Source organism: Pseudomonas sp. LM13, assembly GCF_041381355.1.
Taxonomy (GTDB): domain Bacteria; phylum Pseudomonadota; class Gammaproteobacteria; order Pseudomonadales; family Pseudomonadaceae; genus Stutzerimonas; species Stutzerimonas frequens.
In genome coordinates, this window is record NZ_JACBXH010000006.1 from 1 (window position 1) to 16,467 (window position 16,467).

The window sequence follows — 16,467 nt, forward strand, 5'->3', positions numbered from 1 at the left end:
TTTTTTTTTGCCCTTCCACTACTGGTGCGACAGCGTGTCGCGCGCCGAAAGCCCTGATTTGGCTGCGTTGCAGAGGCATTGTGACAGGCTATTACCTTGTCATAAGGAGGCCTTTTCTTTACCATTTAGCGAATTTTTCGCGGCCCAATTTTACGTGGTACATGCCTGCTCCTGAGCAGGCCATAAGAAGCTGATGGGAGACGACTGAATGAGCAATGACGGCGTGAATGCAGGCCGGCGTCGCTTCCTTGTGGCCGCCACTTCGGTGGTGGGTGCTGCAGGAGCGGTAGGTGCTGCGGTCCCGTTCGTGGGATCGTGGTTCCCTAGTGCCAAGGCCAAGGCTGCCGGTGCGCCGGTAAGGGTAAATATCAGCAAGATCGAGCCGGGGCAGCAGATGGTCGCCGAGTGGCGCGGTCAGCCGGTATTTATCGTGCGTCGAACCGAGGAGATTCTTGCAAATCTGGAAAAGGTTGCCCCACAGGTGGCCGATCCCGAGTCCAAGGCTTCTGATCAGCCCGCATACGTTGATCCGAAGAACCGCGCCATCAAGCCGGAGCTTCTGGTTGTTGTGGGGCTTTGTACCCACCTGGGTTGTGCACCGTCTTTCCGCCCCGAGGTGGCTGCAGCCGATCTCGGTGCTGATTGGTTGGGCGGTTATTTCTGCCCTTGTCACGGCTCGAAGTACGATATGGCCGGGCGCGTCTATAAGGCGCAGCCAGCTCCCTTGAACCTGCCGGTGCCCCCGCACTCGTACGAGACCGATAATGTGATCATCATCGGTGTGGACCAGGAGAACGCCTGATGAGCAAGTTCATGGAATGGGTTGACGCCCGCTTCCCCGCCACCAAGATGTGGGAAGACCATCTTTCTAAGTACTACGCCCCCAAGAACTTCAACGTCTTGTACTTCTTCGGTTCGCTGGCGCTGCTGGTGCTGGTCAATCAGATCCTGACTGGTATCTGGCTGACCATGAGCTTCGAGCCGTCGGCCGAGGGCGCCTTTGCCTCCGTCGAATACATCATGCGTGATGTCGAATACGGCTGGATCATCCGCTACCTGCATTCGACCGGTGCTTCGGCGTTCTTCGTCGTGGTCTATCTGCATATGTTCCGTGGTCTGCTCTATGGTTCCTACCAGAAGCCGCGCGAGCTGGTATGGATCTTCGGCATGATGATCTACCTGGCGCTGATGGCTGAGGCCTTCATGGGCTATCTGCTGCCGTGGGGTCAGATGTCCTACTGGGGTGCCCAGGTGATCATTTCGCTGTTCGGTGCCATTCCGGTCATCGGCGACGATCTGACTCAGTGGATCCGCGGTGATTACCTGATCTCCGGTATCACGCTGAACCGCTTCTTCGCCTTGCATGTGATCGCCCTGCCAATCGTGATTCTGGGTCTGGTGGTGTTGCACATTCTGGCGTTGCACGAAGTCGGCTCGAACAACCCGATGGGCGTGGACATCAAGAAGACCAAGGACGAGGCTGGAGTGCCGCTGGACGGTATTCCGTTCCACCCGTACTACACCGTGAAAGACATCGTTGGTGTGGTGGTGTTCCTGTTCGTCTTCTGCGCTGTCGTGTTCTTCTTCCCGGAGATGGGCGGTTACTTCCTCGAGAAGCCGAACTTCGAAGTGGCCAATGCGTTCAAGACTCCGGAACACATCGCGCCAGTTTGGTATTTCACGCCGTTCTACGCGATTCTGCGCGCGGTACCGGACAAGCTGCTCGGTGTCATCGCCATGGGCGCGGCCATCGCTGTTCTGTTCGTTCTGCCTTGGCTCGACCGTAGTCCGGTCAAGTCCATGAAGTACAAGGGCTGGATGAGCAAGATCGCGCTGCTGGCGTTCTGCATCTCCTTCATCATTCTCGGTGTGCTGGGCGTCCTCGCTCCGACGCCTGAGCGTACTCTGGTGTCGCGGATCTGTACTGCTATCTACTTTGGATACTTCATCCTGATGCCGTTCTACACCAAGCTCGAGAAGACCAAAGTGGTTCCGCAAAGGGTGGATGGCTGATGAAAAAGCAATTTGCTGCATTGATTCTTGCAATTCTGCCGGCCTTCACCTTCGCGGCGGGCCCGTCGGTTCAGCTGGACAAGGTCGAGATCGACCTGACCGACAAGGCTGCCATGCAAGATGGTTTGAAGACATTCGCAAACTATTGCATGGGCTGTCACAGCGCCCAGTATCAGCGCTATGAGCGCGTGGCCACTGATCTTGGCATCCCAGAAGAAGTGATGATGGAGAACATCGTCTTCACCGATGCCAAGTTTGGCGATCACATGAAGATCGGCATGAAGCCTGAAGATGCCAAGGTCTGGTTTGGTGCTGCTCCGCCGGACCTGACGCTGGTGGCCCGTGTGCGTGGCAACGACTGGCTGTACTCCTACATGCGCAGTTTCTATGAAGATCCGGCGCGGCCTTATGGCGTCAACAACACGGTGTTCCCTAACGTGGGTATGCCGCACGTGCTGGCTCCGCTACAAGGGCGTCGTGTAGTGGGCTGCAAGCAGGTGCAGGTTGTCGAGGATGGTCGCAAGCAGTTCGACCCCCTGACTGGTACGCCGATTACCGAAGAAGCTTGTGATCAGATGGTTGTAGAGCCTGGTACCGGTTCGCTTACCGAGGCTGAGTACGACGAGAAGATCAAGAACCTGGTGACCTTCCTGGCCTATTCGGCCAATCCGGTCAAGCTGGAGAGCCAGCGCATCGGTACCTACGTACTGTTGTTCCTGGCGGTGTTCTTCGTGTTTGCCTACCTGCTCAAGCGCGAGTACTGGAAAGACATTCACTAAGCAGCTTTGCTGCCATCGCTGTATCCTGCGCGCGCCCTATGGGCGCGCGTGTTTTTTCTGCCTCCAGATAATTGAGTGAGGAAGGACCTATGGCTGCAACCAACCGGTTGAGCTGCTACTCCGATCCCGCCGACCATTACTGCCACCGAGTTCGTCTCGTACTTGCCGAAAAGGGTGTCGGCGTTGAGATTCTTGACGTCAAGCCCGGTCAGTGTCCTGAAAAGCTGGTTGAGGTGAATCCCTACGCCAGTGTCCCGACCCTCGTCGACCGGGATCTCGCTCTGTATGAGCCGGGGGTCATCCTGGAGTATCTGGAGGAGCGTTATCCGCATCCGCCGCTGCTGCCGGTTTATCCCGTCGCCAGAGCCAATACCCGATTGCTGGTGCATCGCATCCAGCGAGACTGGTGCAGCCTGGTCGACCGCATTCTCGATGCCCGTGTACCCGAGTCGCAGCGTGCGCAGGCTCGCAAGGAGCTGCGTGAAAGCCTGACGGGGGTCTCTTCGGTCTTTGCCGAAATGCCTTACTTCATGAGCGACGAGCTCAGCCTAGTCGACTGCTGCCTGTTGCCTATCCTCTGGCGTTTGCCCAGACTCGGGGTTGATTTGCCGCGAGCGGCCAAGCCGCTGCTCGATTACATGGAGCGCAATTTTGCTCGCGAGGCCTTTCAGGCCAGTCTTTCCGCCGCCGAGCGCAACATGCGCTGAGAGAGGATGCCGTCATGAATTCGAGCCGACCCTATCTGGTAAGAGCGCTCTATGAGTGGATCGTCGACAACGACTGTACGCCACACCTTCTGGTCAACGTCGATTATCCAGGGGTTCGGGTGCCCCCCGGATTCGCCAGCGACGGACAGATTGTCCTGAACGTTGCGCCAAGTGCCGTGCGGCATCTGCACATGGATAACGAGGTGATCACCTTCGAAGGGCGCTTCGGTGGCGTGGCCCATTCGCTCAATGTGCCGTCTGCCGCGGTGATGGCTATCTACGCCAGGGAGAACGGGCAGGGAATGGTCTTCGAGATCGAGCCAACCCCGCCTGATGATGGCGGGGCTGGGGAGGGCGCTGCTGGCGAAGGTGGCGCTCCTCGCCCTGGCCCGCGACCTAGCTTGAAGGTCGTCAAATAAGCGATGGGGAAGCCCGGTCGGCATTTGCCGTCCGGGCGTAAGGCTGATCAATCGATGTATTCGAACAGCTTGACGATCCGCTGAACGCCCGAGACGCCTTGCACAAGATTGGTGGCGCGATTGCCTTCCTGGCGGGTCACCAGGCCAAGCAGGTAAACGATGCCGTTCTCGGTGATGACCTTGATCCGGGAGCCGGGCACGCTATTGTCGGCAAGCATCTGCGCCTTGATCTTGGTCGTGAGCCATGAGTCGTTGCTGCGGGCCAGTGCGGATGAGGGCTGCAGGACCTGCAGTTCGTTGTGAACGCGCTTGACCCGCTGTACCTGACTGGCAGCCTGCTCGGCCATTTGCTTCAGTTCTGCCCGTGGGGTTTGCCCTGCCAGCAAGACCACGCCATTGTAGCTAGCGACGACGATGTGGGACGCCTGGTCCAGATCCGGGTGCGCCTTGGCGATGTTTACCGAGGCCTTGGTTTCGATCAGTGAGTCGTCGATCTTGCTGCCGATTGTACGGGTGCCACGGTCGTCGGCTATCGGCTCGTCACGGGTGGCGGTCAACACCGAGCTGCAACCGCTGATGGTCAGGCACAGCCCTAGCGTGATGGCGCACAGGCGAAACAGGTTCATTCCTCACTCCCGAACAGTTGATTGTCGATCAGATCGCAGAGGCAATGGATAGCTAGCAGATGGACTTCCTGGATGCGCGCCGTGACTTTGGCTGGCACGCGAATTTCGACGTCCTCTGGCAACAGCAGCGAGGCCATGCCGCCCCCGTCTCGACCGGTTAGCGCAACGACGGTCATCTCCCGGTCATGGGCGGCCTGGATGGCCTGGATGACGTTGGCGGAATTGCCGCTGGTGGAGATGGCGAGCAGTACATCGCCTGGTTGCCCCAGTGCGCGGATTTGCTTGGAAAAGACTTCGTTATAGCTGTAATCGTTGGCGATCGAGGTAATTGTCGAGCTGTCGGTCGTGAGTGCGATTGCCGGCAGGCTAGGGCGCTCACGCTCGAAACGGTTCAGTAGCTCGGACGAAAAATGTTGCGCATCGCCGGCCGAGCCGCCGTTGCCGCAGGTGAGTATCTTGCCTTCGCTCAGCAGGGCGTTGACCATGACTTGGCCGGCTTGCTCGATGCTGGGCGCGAGCACATCCATTGCCTGCTTCTTGGTGTCGATGCTGGCCTGGAAGAGCTGGCGGATTCGGGTTTGCATGTCCATCGGTGGTTGACCTTCAGTGTGCGTGCCCAGCGGTTGCGGGCGACGCGCTTGCGGTTCTCGGAGCTGATCGGCTAGGTGGTGGCGCAATTGCTTTATTGTCGCTCAGCTATCAAACGCGTTACGGATCCAGTTCAGGTCCTGTGTCTGGCCTGCTGGTGCGATGGCGATCACGTCGAAACGGCAGGGATTGCGGGCCCAGCGGCTTTCGTTTTGCAGAAACAGCTGGGCGGTCTTGATCAGCTTCTGCTGCTTGCGCGCGTCGACGCTTTCCAGGGCGCCACCCCAGGCGGCATGCCGCCTGTAGCGGACCTCGACAAATACTACTGTATCGCCGTCGAGCATGACCAGATCAAGCTCGCCGCTGCGGCAGGACCAGTTGCGCGCGAGCAGGCGAAGCCCGCTGTTGCAGAGGTGCTGCAATGCGAGTGTTTCGGCAGAGCGTCCGCTGCTCTGGGCATCGCTCATAGTGGCTGGTTATCCAGGCGCTCGACCTTGCCGTCGCGAAACTGAGCCCACGGTAACTGCCGCTCTATGCGTTGATCGCCATTCAGTTGCAGCATGCCGGAAAGCCCGTCGAGCTGCGTATCGGGCAGGGCCAATAGCTGGTTCAGCCGAGGTGCAAGCAGATATGCATCGGCTCCCATGGCGTACAGCCTGCCCAGGCTACCGCCTGCCTGCGGCCACTTTTGCTCGACCTCCTGGCGTAACGGCAGCTGCTCGTCCAGCAGCCAGGGTGTTTCGGCAAAACGGATGCCCTCGAGGTCAAGATACTGGGTGCGATTCTGACTGGCCGAATGCAGGTGGGATGTCGCATAGATCGGCAGGTCGCCGGCGTACTGGAAGATCAGCGTGGGCCTTACCTGCTGCGCCTGTTGCGGGGTGGCCGCGAGGAAAATGAAGTCCACGTCCTGGCGACGGGTGGGTCGGCTGGCGGCCGACGCATCCAGTGTGCCCTCGACGCGGCGTGCGCGCTCTTCGCTATTGCGCAGCTGCAGCAGGTCGGCGATCTGATTGGCCAGTTGGACCGGCTCGGCCAGTGGTTCGGCCGCGACCAGAGTCCCTCCGGCCTCCTGCCAGCTGTGGCGGAATGCCTCTAGGATGCGATTGCCCCACTCGCCGCGCGGTGCCAGTGCGATAGCTCGGCGATGTCCGTCGGCCCAGGCCCGTCGGGCCACTTCCCGGGCTTCGTCTTCCGCAGCGAGGCCGAATTGGAACAGCTGGGGCGGCGTTTGTTGTCCGGCATCGCTGTAGTTGAGTGCCAGCGTGGTGATCGGTAGCTGGTCTCGTTCGGCGAGTTGGCGTACCAGATCCTTCTCAAGGGGCCCGACCACAAGTTGCACCCCGGCTGCCTGAGCCTGACGGTAAAAGTCGTCGACGGAGCTGATGCGGGTGCTGTCGTACAGCTCGATGCGCATTTCCTGGCCGGCCTGCTGGGCGTGCAGGTGTGCCGCGAGGAAGCCATCGCGCAGCGCGCGGGCGACGCTAGCCAGCTGGCCGTCCATTGGTAGCAGTAGCGCCACGTGGGTCAGTGGCTGGTCTGCCAGTTCGCGCAGTTTCTGCAAGGGCTCTGGTAGCTGTCGTGCAGCCGGATGCTGCGGATTCTGTGCAACCCAGTCGTCGATTGCTCGCTGTTGTTGAGCGACCGTGCCGGCACGCTTCAGCGATAACGCGAGAGTCTGCCAGCCTGCTAGGTCGGTGTCGGTGTCGGTGCTCGCAGCGCTCTGTAGCTGAGTCTCGGGCAGGGCGGAAACCAGCTCCCAGATGGTTTCATGGTTCGCCTGGGCTTGCTTGCCGCTCAGCAGTGGTGCGGTGAAGACTCGCTCGCGAGCAGCTGCTATTGGCTTGCCGTTAGCCTCCAGAGCCTGGGCGCGTGCCAGTTGGCTGCGCACCTGCTGCTCGACGGGAAGCTCGGCTAGGCGCTCGAAGGCGGGGTGTTGGAAAGCCTGCTCGGCCTTCTGTGGCTCGCTGGCGGCCAAGGCAAGCTCTGCCTGAAGCGTGAGGGCGAATATCTGTAGCGCGGGCTTGAGGGTTTCCAGCTGAACCTGTTCAAGGATGCTGCGAGCCTGGGCGGCATTACCCTGCCGCAGGCTCTGATCTGCCGCCGCCAGGCGCAGTTGGGCAGCCAGTTCGGGATCGCTCTGGTCTGCTTTGCTCAGCAGTTGCTGAGTGGTCGCCTGCGGAGTGCGCGGTAGTTCGCCTAGCGTGGAGGAGGGAGTGCTCGAGCATGCCGCAAGGACGGCGGTGAGAAAGAGGAAGAAAAAGGGGCGTAAGCAGGCCATTGGTATGTCGTTCCTGGGTGCGCTGGCGGGAGTTGGCGGATTGTACCCAAGCACCGAAGCGGTCGCGATGTTGCGGCGGCGAATCGGGCTACAATGCGCATTTCCGTGACAGAGGTAAGCCCTGTGACTGCCAGCGATGGTATGAATTCCGGCATGGGTACGCTTTATGTCGTAGCCACACCGATCGGCAATCTGGAGGACATCAGTGCTCGTGCGTTGCGAGTATTGCGTGAAGTGGCGTTGATTGCTGCGGAAGATACTCGGCATTCGTCGCGCTTGCTGGCGCACTTCGGGATCCAGACGCCGCTGGCTGCCTGCCACGAGCATAACGAGCGCGATGAAGGGGGACGCTTCATCGGGCGGCTGCGGGCCGGTGAAGACGTAGCGTTGATATCGGATGCGGGTACGCCGCTGATTTCTGACCCGGGTTATCACCTGGTGCGTCAGGCTCGTGCGGCCGGCGTTGTCGTGGTTCCGGTTCCCGGGGCGTGCGCACTGATTGCGGCGCTTTCGGCCGCGGGGTTGCCTTCGGATCGCTTCGTTTTCGAGGGGTTCCTGCCGGCCAAGGCTGTCGCGCGTCGTGCGCGGCTGGAGGCGCTTAAAGAGGAACCTCGGACCTTGATCTTCTACGAGGCTCCGCATCGTATTCTCGAGTCGCTCTGCGATTTCGAGGCCGTGTTCGGCGAGGCCCGCTCTGCTGTGCTCGGGCGGGAGTTGACGAAGACATTCGAGACGCTGAAGGGGTTGCCGCTGGGGCAGCTGCGTAGCTGGGTCGAGGCCGACAGCAATCAGCAGCGTGGTGAATGCGTACTGTTGGTCGAGGGCTGGCAGGCGCCGCAGGGCGAGGAAGCTGTCAGCGCCGATGCGTTGCGTATTCTGGATCTTCTTCTCGCTGAAATGCCATTGAAGCGGGCCGCGGCGATCGCCGCGGAAATCACTGGGGTGCGCAAGAATCTCCTCTATCAGGCGGCCTTGGAACGCAAGTAATCGACGTTTTGGGCAGATAGCTGTCGCCGCTGCGCTTGCAGCGCGGGGGCTGCGACGATACCCTGACGCCCGGAGAGTCGATCGGACAGTCGCTGTCTCTTTTTGTTCCGGCAAGAAGGGAGGGAGGAAAGTCCGGGCTCCACAGGGCAAAGTGCCAGGTAACGCCTGGGAGGCGTGAGCCTACGGAAAGTGCCACAGAAAATAACCGCCTAAGCGCCTCGGCGCCGGTAAGGGTGAAAAGGTGCGGTAAGAGCGCACCGCACGGCTGGTAACAGTCCGTGGCTAGGTAAACCCCACTTGGAGCAAGACCAAATAGGGATCCATTGGCGTGGCCCGCGCTGGATCCGGGTAGGTTGCTAGAGGCAGTCAGTGATGGCTGTCGTAGAGGAATGGCTGTCCTCGACAGAACCCGGCTTACAGATCGACTCTCCTCCTTTCGCTATCTCACTTTCGTGACGCGCGTTTTTAATTCCGAAAGATTCTTTCTCTTAACAAAGCACTTTAACTTTGTTGAGTAACTCCCCGTGGTGCTGGAACTAGATTTCCGCTCTCGCCTCCGATTTCCGTCGCGCCTTCCCTAAGCATCGCTAAATTGCCGCTCCGTAAGGGTTTTTCCCGTCTGGCTCGCCTTGACGGTGGGGCTACGGCGTTTCTATAGTGCGCACAAGTGGTAGGAAGTGGCAGAAAGTGGGTAGATATGGGCACGGATAGCTAATTCAGGGGAAGCGCAAGCGTGTTTCGCGGAGCTAACGCCATCAGTCTCGACGCCAAAGGCCGGCTAGCCATGCCCAGCCGGTATCGTGACGAGCTGAATTCCCGTGGCGATGGCCAGCTGATCATCACGATCGATGCCGTGGACCGCTGCCTTTGTATCTACCCATTGCCTGAGTGGGAGTTGATCGAGGCGAAGCTGCGCGAGCTGCCCTCGTTACGTGAGGAGGCACGGCGACTGCAGCGCTTGCTGATTGGTAATGCTGTCGATCTGGAAATGGATGGCAGCGGTCGTGTGCTGGTACCGCCGCGTCTGCGCGAATACGCCAGGCTGGACAAGCGAGCGATGCTCGTAGGGCAGCTCAACAAGTTTCAACTGTGGAACGAGGACGACTGGAACGCGATATCCGACGCGGACCTGGCGGCCATCAAACAACCCGGCGGCCTGCCGGAAGAACTACGTGACCTTATCCTGTGAGCCAGATCAGCAGCCTGCGACATATCACCGTGTTGCTCGACGAAGCCGTCGCGGCGCTGAACGTGCGTCCGGATGGCCGCTATGTCGACGGAACCTTCGGTCGCGGCGGGCACAGCCGGTTACTGCTTCAGCAGCTTGGGCCTGATGGCCTCTTACTAGGGTTCGACAAGGACCCATTAGCCATTGCTACGGGGCAAGAGCTGGCGGCCGAGGACGGCCGCTTTGTCGTTGTGCAGAGGAGTTTTGCCGAACTGGGAGAGGAGGTCGCGCAACGCGGCTGGAACGGGACTGTCAGCGGTGTTCTGCTGGATCTCGGGGTTTCCTCGCCGCAGCTGGATGATCCTGAGCGAGGCTTCAGCTTTCTCAATGATGGCCCGCTGGACATGCGGATGGACCCGGCACGCGGTGTCAGTGCGGCCGAGTGGATTGCCCGGGCTGATGAGGACGAGATCGCTCGCGTGTTCAAGGATTATGGCGAGGAACGCTTCGCCAAGCGCATGGCGCGAGCCGTGGTGCAGCGCCGTGCGGTGGCGCCCTTCGAGCGTACGGCTGATCTCGCCAAGGTGCTGACCGACGCCAATCCCGCCTGGGAGAAAGGCAAGAACCCCGCAACGCGGGCCTTCCAGGGGTTGCGCATTCATATCAACAACGAGCTGGGCGATCTGGAGCGCGGCCTTGATGCTGCGCTGGATGCATTGGCTGTGGGCGGCCGTCTGGTTGTCATCAGTTTCCACTCGCTGGAAGACCGCATCGTCAAGCAGTTCATGCGGCGCCACGCCAAGGGCGAAGCGGACAAGCTCCCGCGCGATCTGCCGATCATTCCCAAGGCCTTCGAGCCCCGGCTGAAATTGATAGGCAAGCCGCAGTACGCCTCCGAGCCGGAGGTTCGGGCCAATCCGCGCTCGCGCAGCGCGGTAATGCGTGTCGCGGAGAAGCTGCGGTGAGTCGCATGCTGCGATCCATGCCCAACGGCAGTCTGCTGATGCTGGTGCTGTTCGTCAGTGTCCTGCTGTCGGCAATTGCGGTGGCTTACTGTGCGCACTGGAATCGTCAGCTGCTCAACGAGCTCTACGGCGAGCTCAGCGTGCGTGACAAGGCGCAGGCAGAGTGGGGGCGCCTGATTCTCGAGCAGAGCACCTGGACTGCTCACAGCCGCATCGAGACGCTGGCGACCGAGCAGCTGCGCATGCATATTCCCGCGGCGGCCGACGTCAGGCTGGTGAAGCCATGATGACCATCAAGGGCGCACTTTATCCCTGGCGCTTTCGCATCGTATTAACGCTGCTGGCGCTGCTGGTCGGTGTGATCGCCTGGCGTATCGTCGATCTGCAGGTCATGGACCAGGCTTTCCTGCAAGGGCAAGGCGATGCACGCAGTGTTCGCCACATCCCGATTCCCGCCCACCGCGGGCTGATCACTGACCGCAACGGCGAACCGCTTGCGGTGAGCACGCCGGTTACCACGCTTTGGGGCAATCCAAAGGAGTTGCAGGCTGCTCGCGCGCGTTGGCCGGAACTGGCCAAGGCACTGGGGCAGGACGCAGCATCTCTCAGCGAGCGACTTCAGTCGCAGGCCTCGCGCGAGTTCATCTATCTGGTGCGCGGGCTCACTCCTGAGCAGGGGCAGGACGTGCTGGATATGAAGATTCCAGGCGTTTACTCGCAAGAGGAGTTTCGTCGGTTCTATCCAGCCGGCGAAGTGGCCGCCCATGTGGTGGGCTTCACCGATATCGATGATCGTGGCCGCGAGGGCATGGAGCTCGCTTATGACGAGTGGCTCGCGGGCGTACCGGGCAAGCGCCAGGTGTTGAAGGACCGTCGTGGGCGTCTTATCAAGGACGTGCAAGTGGTGAAGAACGCCAAGGCCGGCAAAGCCATGGCGCTTTCGATCGACCTGCGTCTGCAGTATCTGGCCCACAGCGAGCTGCGCAATGTGGTGCACGAGTATGGCGCCAAGGCCGCCAGTCTGGTCATGGTCGACGTCAAGACCGGCGAGATCCTCGCCATGGCCAACCAGCCCACCTACAACCCGAACAACCGTCGCAATCTGCAGCCGGCGGCCATGCGCAACCGCGCCATGATCGACGTGTTCGAGCCTGGCTCGACCGTCAAGCCGTTCAGCATTGCTGCGGCCTTGGGCACCGGCAAGTATCAGCCAGACTCGGTGGTCAACACCTTGCCGGGCTGGATGCGCATTGGTCGCTACACGATCCGCGATGTGTCGCGCGGCGGCATGCTCTCGTTGACCGGCATCCTGATGAAGTCGAGCAACGTCGGGATCAGCAAGATCGCCCTGGATATTGGCGCCGAACCGGTCTATGCCGTGATGCAGCAGGCTGGCTTCGGCCAGGATACCGGGCTCGGCTTCCCGGGCGAGCGCGTCGGCAATCTGCCCAATCATCGCAAGTGGCGGGATGCCGAGACCGCTTCGCTCGCATATGGCTATGGCCTGTCTGTTACCGCGGTTCAGTTGGCGCATGCCTATGCCGTACTCGGCAATCAGGGCGTCAATGTCCCGCTCTCCCTGCTGCGGCTGGATCAGACGCAGGATGGCGTGCAGGTGATCGACAAGCAGATTTCCGCCACCGTACTGCAGATGCTGCGCGCAGTCGTCGAAGAAGAGGGCGGTGGCGGCGCGCGCGCCAAGGTGCCGGGCTATCACGTGGGTGGCAAGAGCGGTACCGCGAAGAAGATTTCCGGCACAGGTGGCTACACCAAGGACGCCTATCGCTCATTCTTCGCTGGCGTCGCGCCGCTTTCCAATCCGCGTATCGCCGCGGTAGTGGTCGTGGACGAGCCGAGCAAGGGGCAGTACTACGGCGGTCTGGTCGCAGCGCCGGTGTTCGGCAAGGTCATGGCCCGCGCGCTGCGGCTGATGAACGTAGCGCCGGACAATCTGCCGCCACCAGCCGAGCTGCAGACCGCAGAGACCTCTGAAGGCAAGGGAGGGCGCAGCTGATGCCAATGCCGTTGAGTCATTTTCTGCCGCAGGCCGGCAGCGATGTATTGATCCGCGAGCTCACGCTCGACAGCCGCAAGGTGCGCGGCGGCGATCTGTTCCTGGCGGTTCCGGGCTTGCAGCAAGACGGACGCGACCACGTCGCGGATGCGATAGCCCGAGGTGCAGCCGCGGTTGCCTATGAAAGCGAGGGGCTCGCCGAACCATTGGCCGGTGCTGCCGTCATGGTTCCGGTTCTGCACCTGAGCAACCAGCTCTCGGCAATTGCCGGGCGGTTCTATGGCGAGCCGAGTCGCAATCTGCGCCTGGTCGGTGTCACCGGAACCAACGGCAAGACCAGCGTCAGTCAGCTGATCGCGCAGGCATTGGATCGGCTCGGCGAGCCGTGCGGCATCATCGGTACGCTGGGCAACGGTTTTCATGGCCAGCTTGAGCAGGGACGGCATACGACGCCAGATGCGATCGGCGTGCAGGCGACGCTGGCCAGCCTGAAGCAGGAAGGTGCCAAGGCGGTGGCGATGGAGGTGTCTTCGCATGGCCTGGATCAGGGGCGGGTTGCCGCGCTGGACTTCGACGTCGCGGTGTTCACCAATCTGTCCCGCGATCACCTGGACTATCACGTCACCATGGACGCCTATGGTGCCGCCAAGGCACGTCTGTTCGACTTCCCCTGCCTGCGCTGCCGGGTGGTCAATATTGATGACGGTTTCGGTCGTGAGCTGGCGGGTCGGGAGCATGAGTCTCGGCTGATCACCTATAGCCTGGAAGACCCGTCGGCGTATCTGTTCTGCGCCGAGGCCCGGCTTGACGACAGCGGTATCCACGCGCGCCTGATCACGCCGCAGGGCGAGCGCTCGCTGCGCAGCCCGCTGCTGGGGCGCTTCAACGTCAGTAACGTGCTGGCCGCCGTTGGCGCCTTGTTGGGCATGGATTACCCGCTGGACGAAATCCTGAACGTGCTGCCCGAACTGGAAGGGCCGACCGGACGCATGCAACGTCTGGGTGGCGGTGATCATCCGCTCGTCGTGGTCGACTATGCGCATACTCCGGATGCGCTGGAAAAGGTGCTCACTGCGTTGCGCCCGCATGCGCGTGGCCGGTTGTTCTGCTTGTTCGGCTGCGGTGGTGACCGTGACAGCGGCAAGCGCCCGCTGATGGCCAAGGTCGCCGAGCGACTGGCCGATGGCATCGTGGTTACCGATGACAACCCGCGCAACGAGGCGCCGGAGCGAATTCTCGACGATATCCGCAGTGGCTTCGTCAATCCTGACACGGTGACCTTCGTGCACGGTCGCGCCCAGGCGATTGCCGGCCTTATCGCGGCCGCGAATGCCGACGACGTGGTAGTGCTCGCGGGCAAGGGGCACGAGGACTACCAGGAAATTCGCGGCGAACGGCTGCCGTTCTCCGATATCGAGGAAGCCGTTGCGGCACTGGCCACCTGGGAGAAGCCCCATGCTTGAAGCCATGCGCCTGAGCGAGCTGCAGGGCCCCTTGTCGGGCCGTCTGGTGGGCGGCGATGCCAGCTTCTCGGCTGTCAGCACCGACAGCCGGGCGATCCAGCCGGGACAGCTGTTCATCGCGCTGACCGGTCCGCGCTTCGATGGACATGCCTACCTGGCTGAAGTGGCAGCCAAGGGCGCGGTGGCTGCACTGGTCGCACGCGAAGTGGAAGACGCGCCGTTGCCACAGCTGGTGGTCGCCGACACCCGTTTGGCGTTGGGCCGCCTGGGCGCGCTCAACCGCGACGCGTTCAAGGGGGCGGTCGCCGCTATCACCGGCTCCAGTGGCAAGACCAGCGTCAAGGAAATGCTCGCCAGCATCCTGCGTAGCGCTCATGGACAGGATGCTGTGCTCGCCACCCGCGGCAATCTGAACAACGACCTCGGCGCGCCGCTGACACTGCTGGAGCTGGACGCCGTACACCGCAGCGCGGTCATCGAACTTGGTGCCTCGCGCGTGGGCGACATCGCCTACACCGTCAAGCTGGTGCGTCCGGATGTCAGCCTGATCACCAACGCCGGCAGCGCCCATGTCGGCGAGTTCGGCGGGCCGGAGAAGATCGTCGAGGCCAAGGGCGAAATCCTCGAAGGGCTGAGCGCAACAGGCTGCGCCGTGCTGAACCGTGACGACAAGGCCTACCCGATCTGGGCCGAGCGCGTGGCCGGCAAGCGCATCGTGTCGTTCGGTCTGGACAACCCGCTCGCGGACTTCTCTGCCGGTTCAATCGCCTACGACCAGCGCGGTTGCCCGAGCTTCGTATTGACCGGCCCGCTGGGTAATCTGCGCTTGCAGCTCAACCTGCTGGGTCGCCATAACGTGGCGAATGCCCTGGCTGCGTCCGCTGCCGCCTTTGCCATGGGCATCACCGCCGAGTCCATCGTCGCCGGCCTGCAGAGCCTGCAGCCGGTCAAGGGGCGCGCCGTGGCGCAGATGCTGGACAACGGCGTGCGTCTGATCGACGACAGCTACAACGCCAATCCCGCATCGCTCTGCGCCGCCATCGACGTGCTCGCCAGTTTCGCCGGACGCACCGTTCTGGTGTTGGGCGATATGGGTGAGCTGGGCGAGTGGGCCGAGCAGGGCCATCGTGACGTGGGCGCCTATGCATCGGGCAAGGTCGACACGCTTTTCGCCGTCGGGCCACTGATGGCGCATGCGGTTGTCGCTTTCGGCCCGGGCGCCCGCCATTTCGCCGACCAGACCAGCCTCATCGAGAGCCTGCGTGCCGAACAGGGCAGCGGTACCACCATTCTGATCAAGGGTTCACGTAGCGCGGCGATGGACAAAGTCGTCGATGCGCTCGCCGGGCCATCCATGGAGAAACAGTGATGCTGCTGCTGCTCGCCGAGTATTTGCAACAGTTCCACAAGGGCTTCGCGGTCTTCCAGTACCTGTCGCTGCGTGGAATCCTCGGCGTCCTCACCGCGCTGGTACTTTCGCTGTGGATGGGCCCCTGGCTGATCCGCACCCTGCAGCTGCGCCAGATCGGCCAGGCGGTGCGCACCGACGGGCCGCAGTCGCACCTGTCGAAATCCGGCACGCCTACCATGGGCGGCGCGCTGATTCTCAGCGCCATCGGCATCTCCACGCTGCTCTGGGCGGATCTGGCCAACCGCTATGTCTGGGTGGTGCTGGCGGTGACCCTGCTCTTCGGCGCGATCGGGTGGGTCGATGACTATCGCAAGGTGATCGAGAAGAACTCCCGCGGCCTGCCCAGCCGCTGGAAATACTTCTGGCAATCGGTCTTCGGCCTCGGTGCCGCGATCTTCCTATATATGACGGCGCAAACGCCGATCGAAACCACGCTGATCCTGCCGCTGCTGAAGAATATCGAGATCCCGCTCGGGATCGGTTTCGTGGTGCTCACCTATTTCGTCATCGTCGGTTCTAGCAATGCGGTCAACCTCACCGACGGCCTGGACGGTCTGGCGATCATGCCCACCGTTATGGTCGGCGGCGGTCTGGGCATCTTCTGCTACCTCTCCGGTAACGTGAATTTCGCCGAATACCTGCTCATTCCCTACATTCCCGGCGCAGGCGAGCTGATCGTGTTCTGCGGTGCGCTGATCGGAGCCGGCCTCGGCTTCCTCTGGTTCAACACCTATCCGGCGCAGGTCTTCATGGGCGACGTCGGCGCGCTGGCCCTGGGCGCGGCGCTGGGCACCATCGCCGTGATCGTGCGCCAGGAAGTGGTGCTCTTCATCATGGGCGGCGTGTTCGTCATGGAGACCCTCTCGGTGATGATCCAGGTCGCCAGCTTCAAACTCACCGGCAAGCGTGTGTTCCGCATGGCGCCGATCCACCACCATTTCGAACTCAAGGGCTGGCCTGAGCCCCGGGTAATCGTGCGCTTCTGGATCATCACCGTGATCCTGGTGCTGGTTGGCCTCGCCACCCTGAAACTGAGGTAACCGAAC

At 61.7% G+C, this 16,467-nt stretch carries 17 protein-coding genes and 1 other RNA gene; 14 read left to right on the forward strand and 4 right to left on the reverse strand.

Annotation, left to right across the window (positions count from 1 at the left end; all coding sequences use genetic code 11):
- Nucleotides 1-208: 208 nt before the first annotated feature.
- The 5 genes from petA (at nucleotide 209) to HZR81_RS06740 (ending at nucleotide 3,918) form a co-directional block, all read left to right on the forward strand.
- A complete protein-coding gene (gene petA, locus HZR81_RS06720; RefSeq protein ID WP_063544473.1) occupies nucleotides 209-802 on the forward strand; it encodes a ubiquinol-cytochrome c reductase iron-sulfur subunit in 594 nt (197 codons plus the stop codon).
- Nucleotides 802-2,013: a cytochrome b gene (locus HZR81_RS06725; protein WP_063544475.1), complete on the forward strand. Its 1,212-nt coding sequence runs from the start codon at nucleotides 802-804 to the stop codon at nucleotides 2,011-2,013. Before petA ends, HZR81_RS06725 begins: the two co-directional genes overlap by 1 nt.
- Nucleotides 2,013-2,792, forward strand: a complete 780-nt coding sequence (locus tag HZR81_RS06730; RefSeq protein WP_133456146.1) for a cytochrome c1 — start codon at nucleotides 2,013-2,015, stop codon at nucleotides 2,790-2,792. The genes HZR81_RS06725 and HZR81_RS06730 overlap by 1 nt, the downstream gene beginning before the upstream one ends.
- Nucleotides 2,793-2,881: 89 nt before the next feature.
- The gene (locus HZR81_RS06735; RefSeq protein ID WP_500127662.1) at nucleotides 2,882-3,499 is read left to right on the forward strand and encodes a glutathione S-transferase N-terminal domain-containing protein; all 618 of its coding nucleotides are present in this window, start codon (nucleotides 2,882-2,884) and stop codon (nucleotides 3,497-3,499) included.
- A gap of 14 nt (nucleotides 3,500-3,513) precedes the next feature.
- The gene (locus HZR81_RS06740; RefSeq protein ID WP_110777973.1) at nucleotides 3,514-3,918 is read left to right on the forward strand and encodes a ClpXP protease specificity-enhancing factor; all 405 of its coding nucleotides are present in this window, start codon (nucleotides 3,514-3,516) and stop codon (nucleotides 3,916-3,918) included.
- A 47-nt stretch (nucleotides 3,919-3,965) separates the two neighbouring features.
- On the opposite strand, the gene HZR81_RS06745 is transcribed toward HZR81_RS06740, so the two are convergent.
- From HZR81_RS06745 to HZR81_RS06760, 4 genes are all read right to left on the reverse strand, one after another.
- Entirely contained in the window at nucleotides 3,966-4,544 is a 579-nt protein-coding gene (locus HZR81_RS06745; RefSeq protein WP_063544483.1) for a BON domain-containing protein, read from the reverse strand.
- Entirely contained in the window at nucleotides 4,541-5,134 is a 594-nt protein-coding gene (locus HZR81_RS06750) for a phosphoheptose isomerase (RefSeq protein WP_063544485.1), read from the reverse strand. Before HZR81_RS06750 ends, HZR81_RS06745 begins: the two co-directional genes overlap by 4 nt.
- Nucleotides 5,135-5,236: 102 nt before the next feature.
- Nucleotides 5,237-5,599 carry a YraN family protein gene (locus HZR81_RS06755; protein WP_125868282.1) on the reverse strand — a complete coding sequence of 121 codons (363 nt, stop codon included), beginning with the start codon at nucleotides 5,597-5,599 and terminating at the stop codon, nucleotides 5,237-5,239.
- Nucleotides 5,596-7,413, reverse strand: a complete 1,818-nt coding sequence (locus tag HZR81_RS06760; RefSeq protein ID WP_500127663.1) for a penicillin-binding protein activator — start codon at nucleotides 7,411-7,413, stop codon at nucleotides 5,596-5,598. Before HZR81_RS06760 ends, HZR81_RS06755 begins: the two co-directional genes overlap by 4 nt.
- A 153-nt stretch (nucleotides 7,414-7,566) precedes the next feature.
- Between HZR81_RS06760 and rsmI the strand changes: the two genes are divergently transcribed.
- The 9 genes from rsmI (at nucleotide 7,567) to mraY (ending at nucleotide 16,461) form a co-directional block, all read left to right on the forward strand.
- Entirely contained in the window at nucleotides 7,567-8,400 is an 834-nt protein-coding gene (gene rsmI, locus HZR81_RS06765) for a 16S rRNA (cytidine(1402)-2'-O)-methyltransferase (protein WP_500127722.1), read from the forward strand.
- 73 nt (nucleotides 8,401-8,473) lie between these two features.
- Nucleotides 8,474-8,833, forward strand: an RNA gene (gene rnpB / locus HZR81_RS06770) — RNase P RNA component class A.
- Nucleotides 8,834-9,133: 300 nt separating this feature from the next.
- Nucleotides 9,134-9,589: a division/cell wall cluster transcriptional repressor MraZ gene (gene mraZ / locus HZR81_RS06775; protein ID WP_063544493.1), complete on the forward strand. Its 456-nt coding sequence runs from the start codon at nucleotides 9,134-9,136 to the stop codon at nucleotides 9,587-9,589.
- A complete protein-coding gene (gene rsmH / locus HZR81_RS06780; protein ID WP_253747547.1) occupies nucleotides 9,586-10,533 on the forward strand; it encodes a 16S rRNA (cytosine(1402)-N(4))-methyltransferase RsmH in 948 nt (315 codons plus the stop codon). The genes mraZ and rsmH overlap by 4 nt, the downstream gene beginning before the upstream one ends.
- Before the next feature lie 5 nt (nucleotides 10,534-10,538).
- The gene (gene ftsL / locus HZR81_RS06785; protein ID WP_202634168.1) at nucleotides 10,539-10,820 is read left to right on the forward strand and encodes a cell division protein FtsL; all 282 of its coding nucleotides are present in this window, start codon (nucleotides 10,539-10,541) and stop codon (nucleotides 10,818-10,820) included.
- Complete coding sequence (locus HZR81_RS06790; RefSeq protein ID WP_500127723.1) at nucleotides 10,820-12,547, forward strand: peptidoglycan D,D-transpeptidase FtsI family protein; 1,728 nt, start codon at nucleotides 10,820-10,822, stop codon at nucleotides 12,545-12,547. Before ftsL ends, HZR81_RS06790 begins: the two co-directional genes overlap by 1 nt.
- Nucleotides 12,547-14,010: a UDP-N-acetylmuramoyl-L-alanyl-D-glutamate--2,6-diaminopimelate ligase gene (locus HZR81_RS06795; RefSeq protein ID WP_500127664.1), complete on the forward strand. Its 1,464-nt coding sequence runs from the start codon at nucleotides 12,547-12,549 to the stop codon at nucleotides 14,008-14,010. Before HZR81_RS06790 ends, HZR81_RS06795 begins: the two co-directional genes overlap by 1 nt.
- Complete coding sequence (locus HZR81_RS06800; RefSeq protein WP_500127665.1) at nucleotides 14,003-15,379, forward strand: UDP-N-acetylmuramoyl-tripeptide--D-alanyl-D-alanine ligase; 1,377 nt, start codon at nucleotides 14,003-14,005, stop codon at nucleotides 15,377-15,379. The genes HZR81_RS06795 and HZR81_RS06800 overlap by 8 nt, the downstream gene beginning before the upstream one ends.
- Nucleotides 15,379-16,461 (forward strand): phospho-N-acetylmuramoyl-pentapeptide-transferase, encoded by a 1,083-nt coding sequence (mraY, locus tag HZR81_RS06805; protein ID WP_063544505.1) that lies wholly within the window; start codon nucleotides 15,379-15,381, stop codon nucleotides 16,459-16,461. Before HZR81_RS06800 ends, mraY begins: the two co-directional genes overlap by 1 nt.
- The last annotated feature ends 6 nt before the right edge of the window (nucleotides 16,462-16,467 follow it).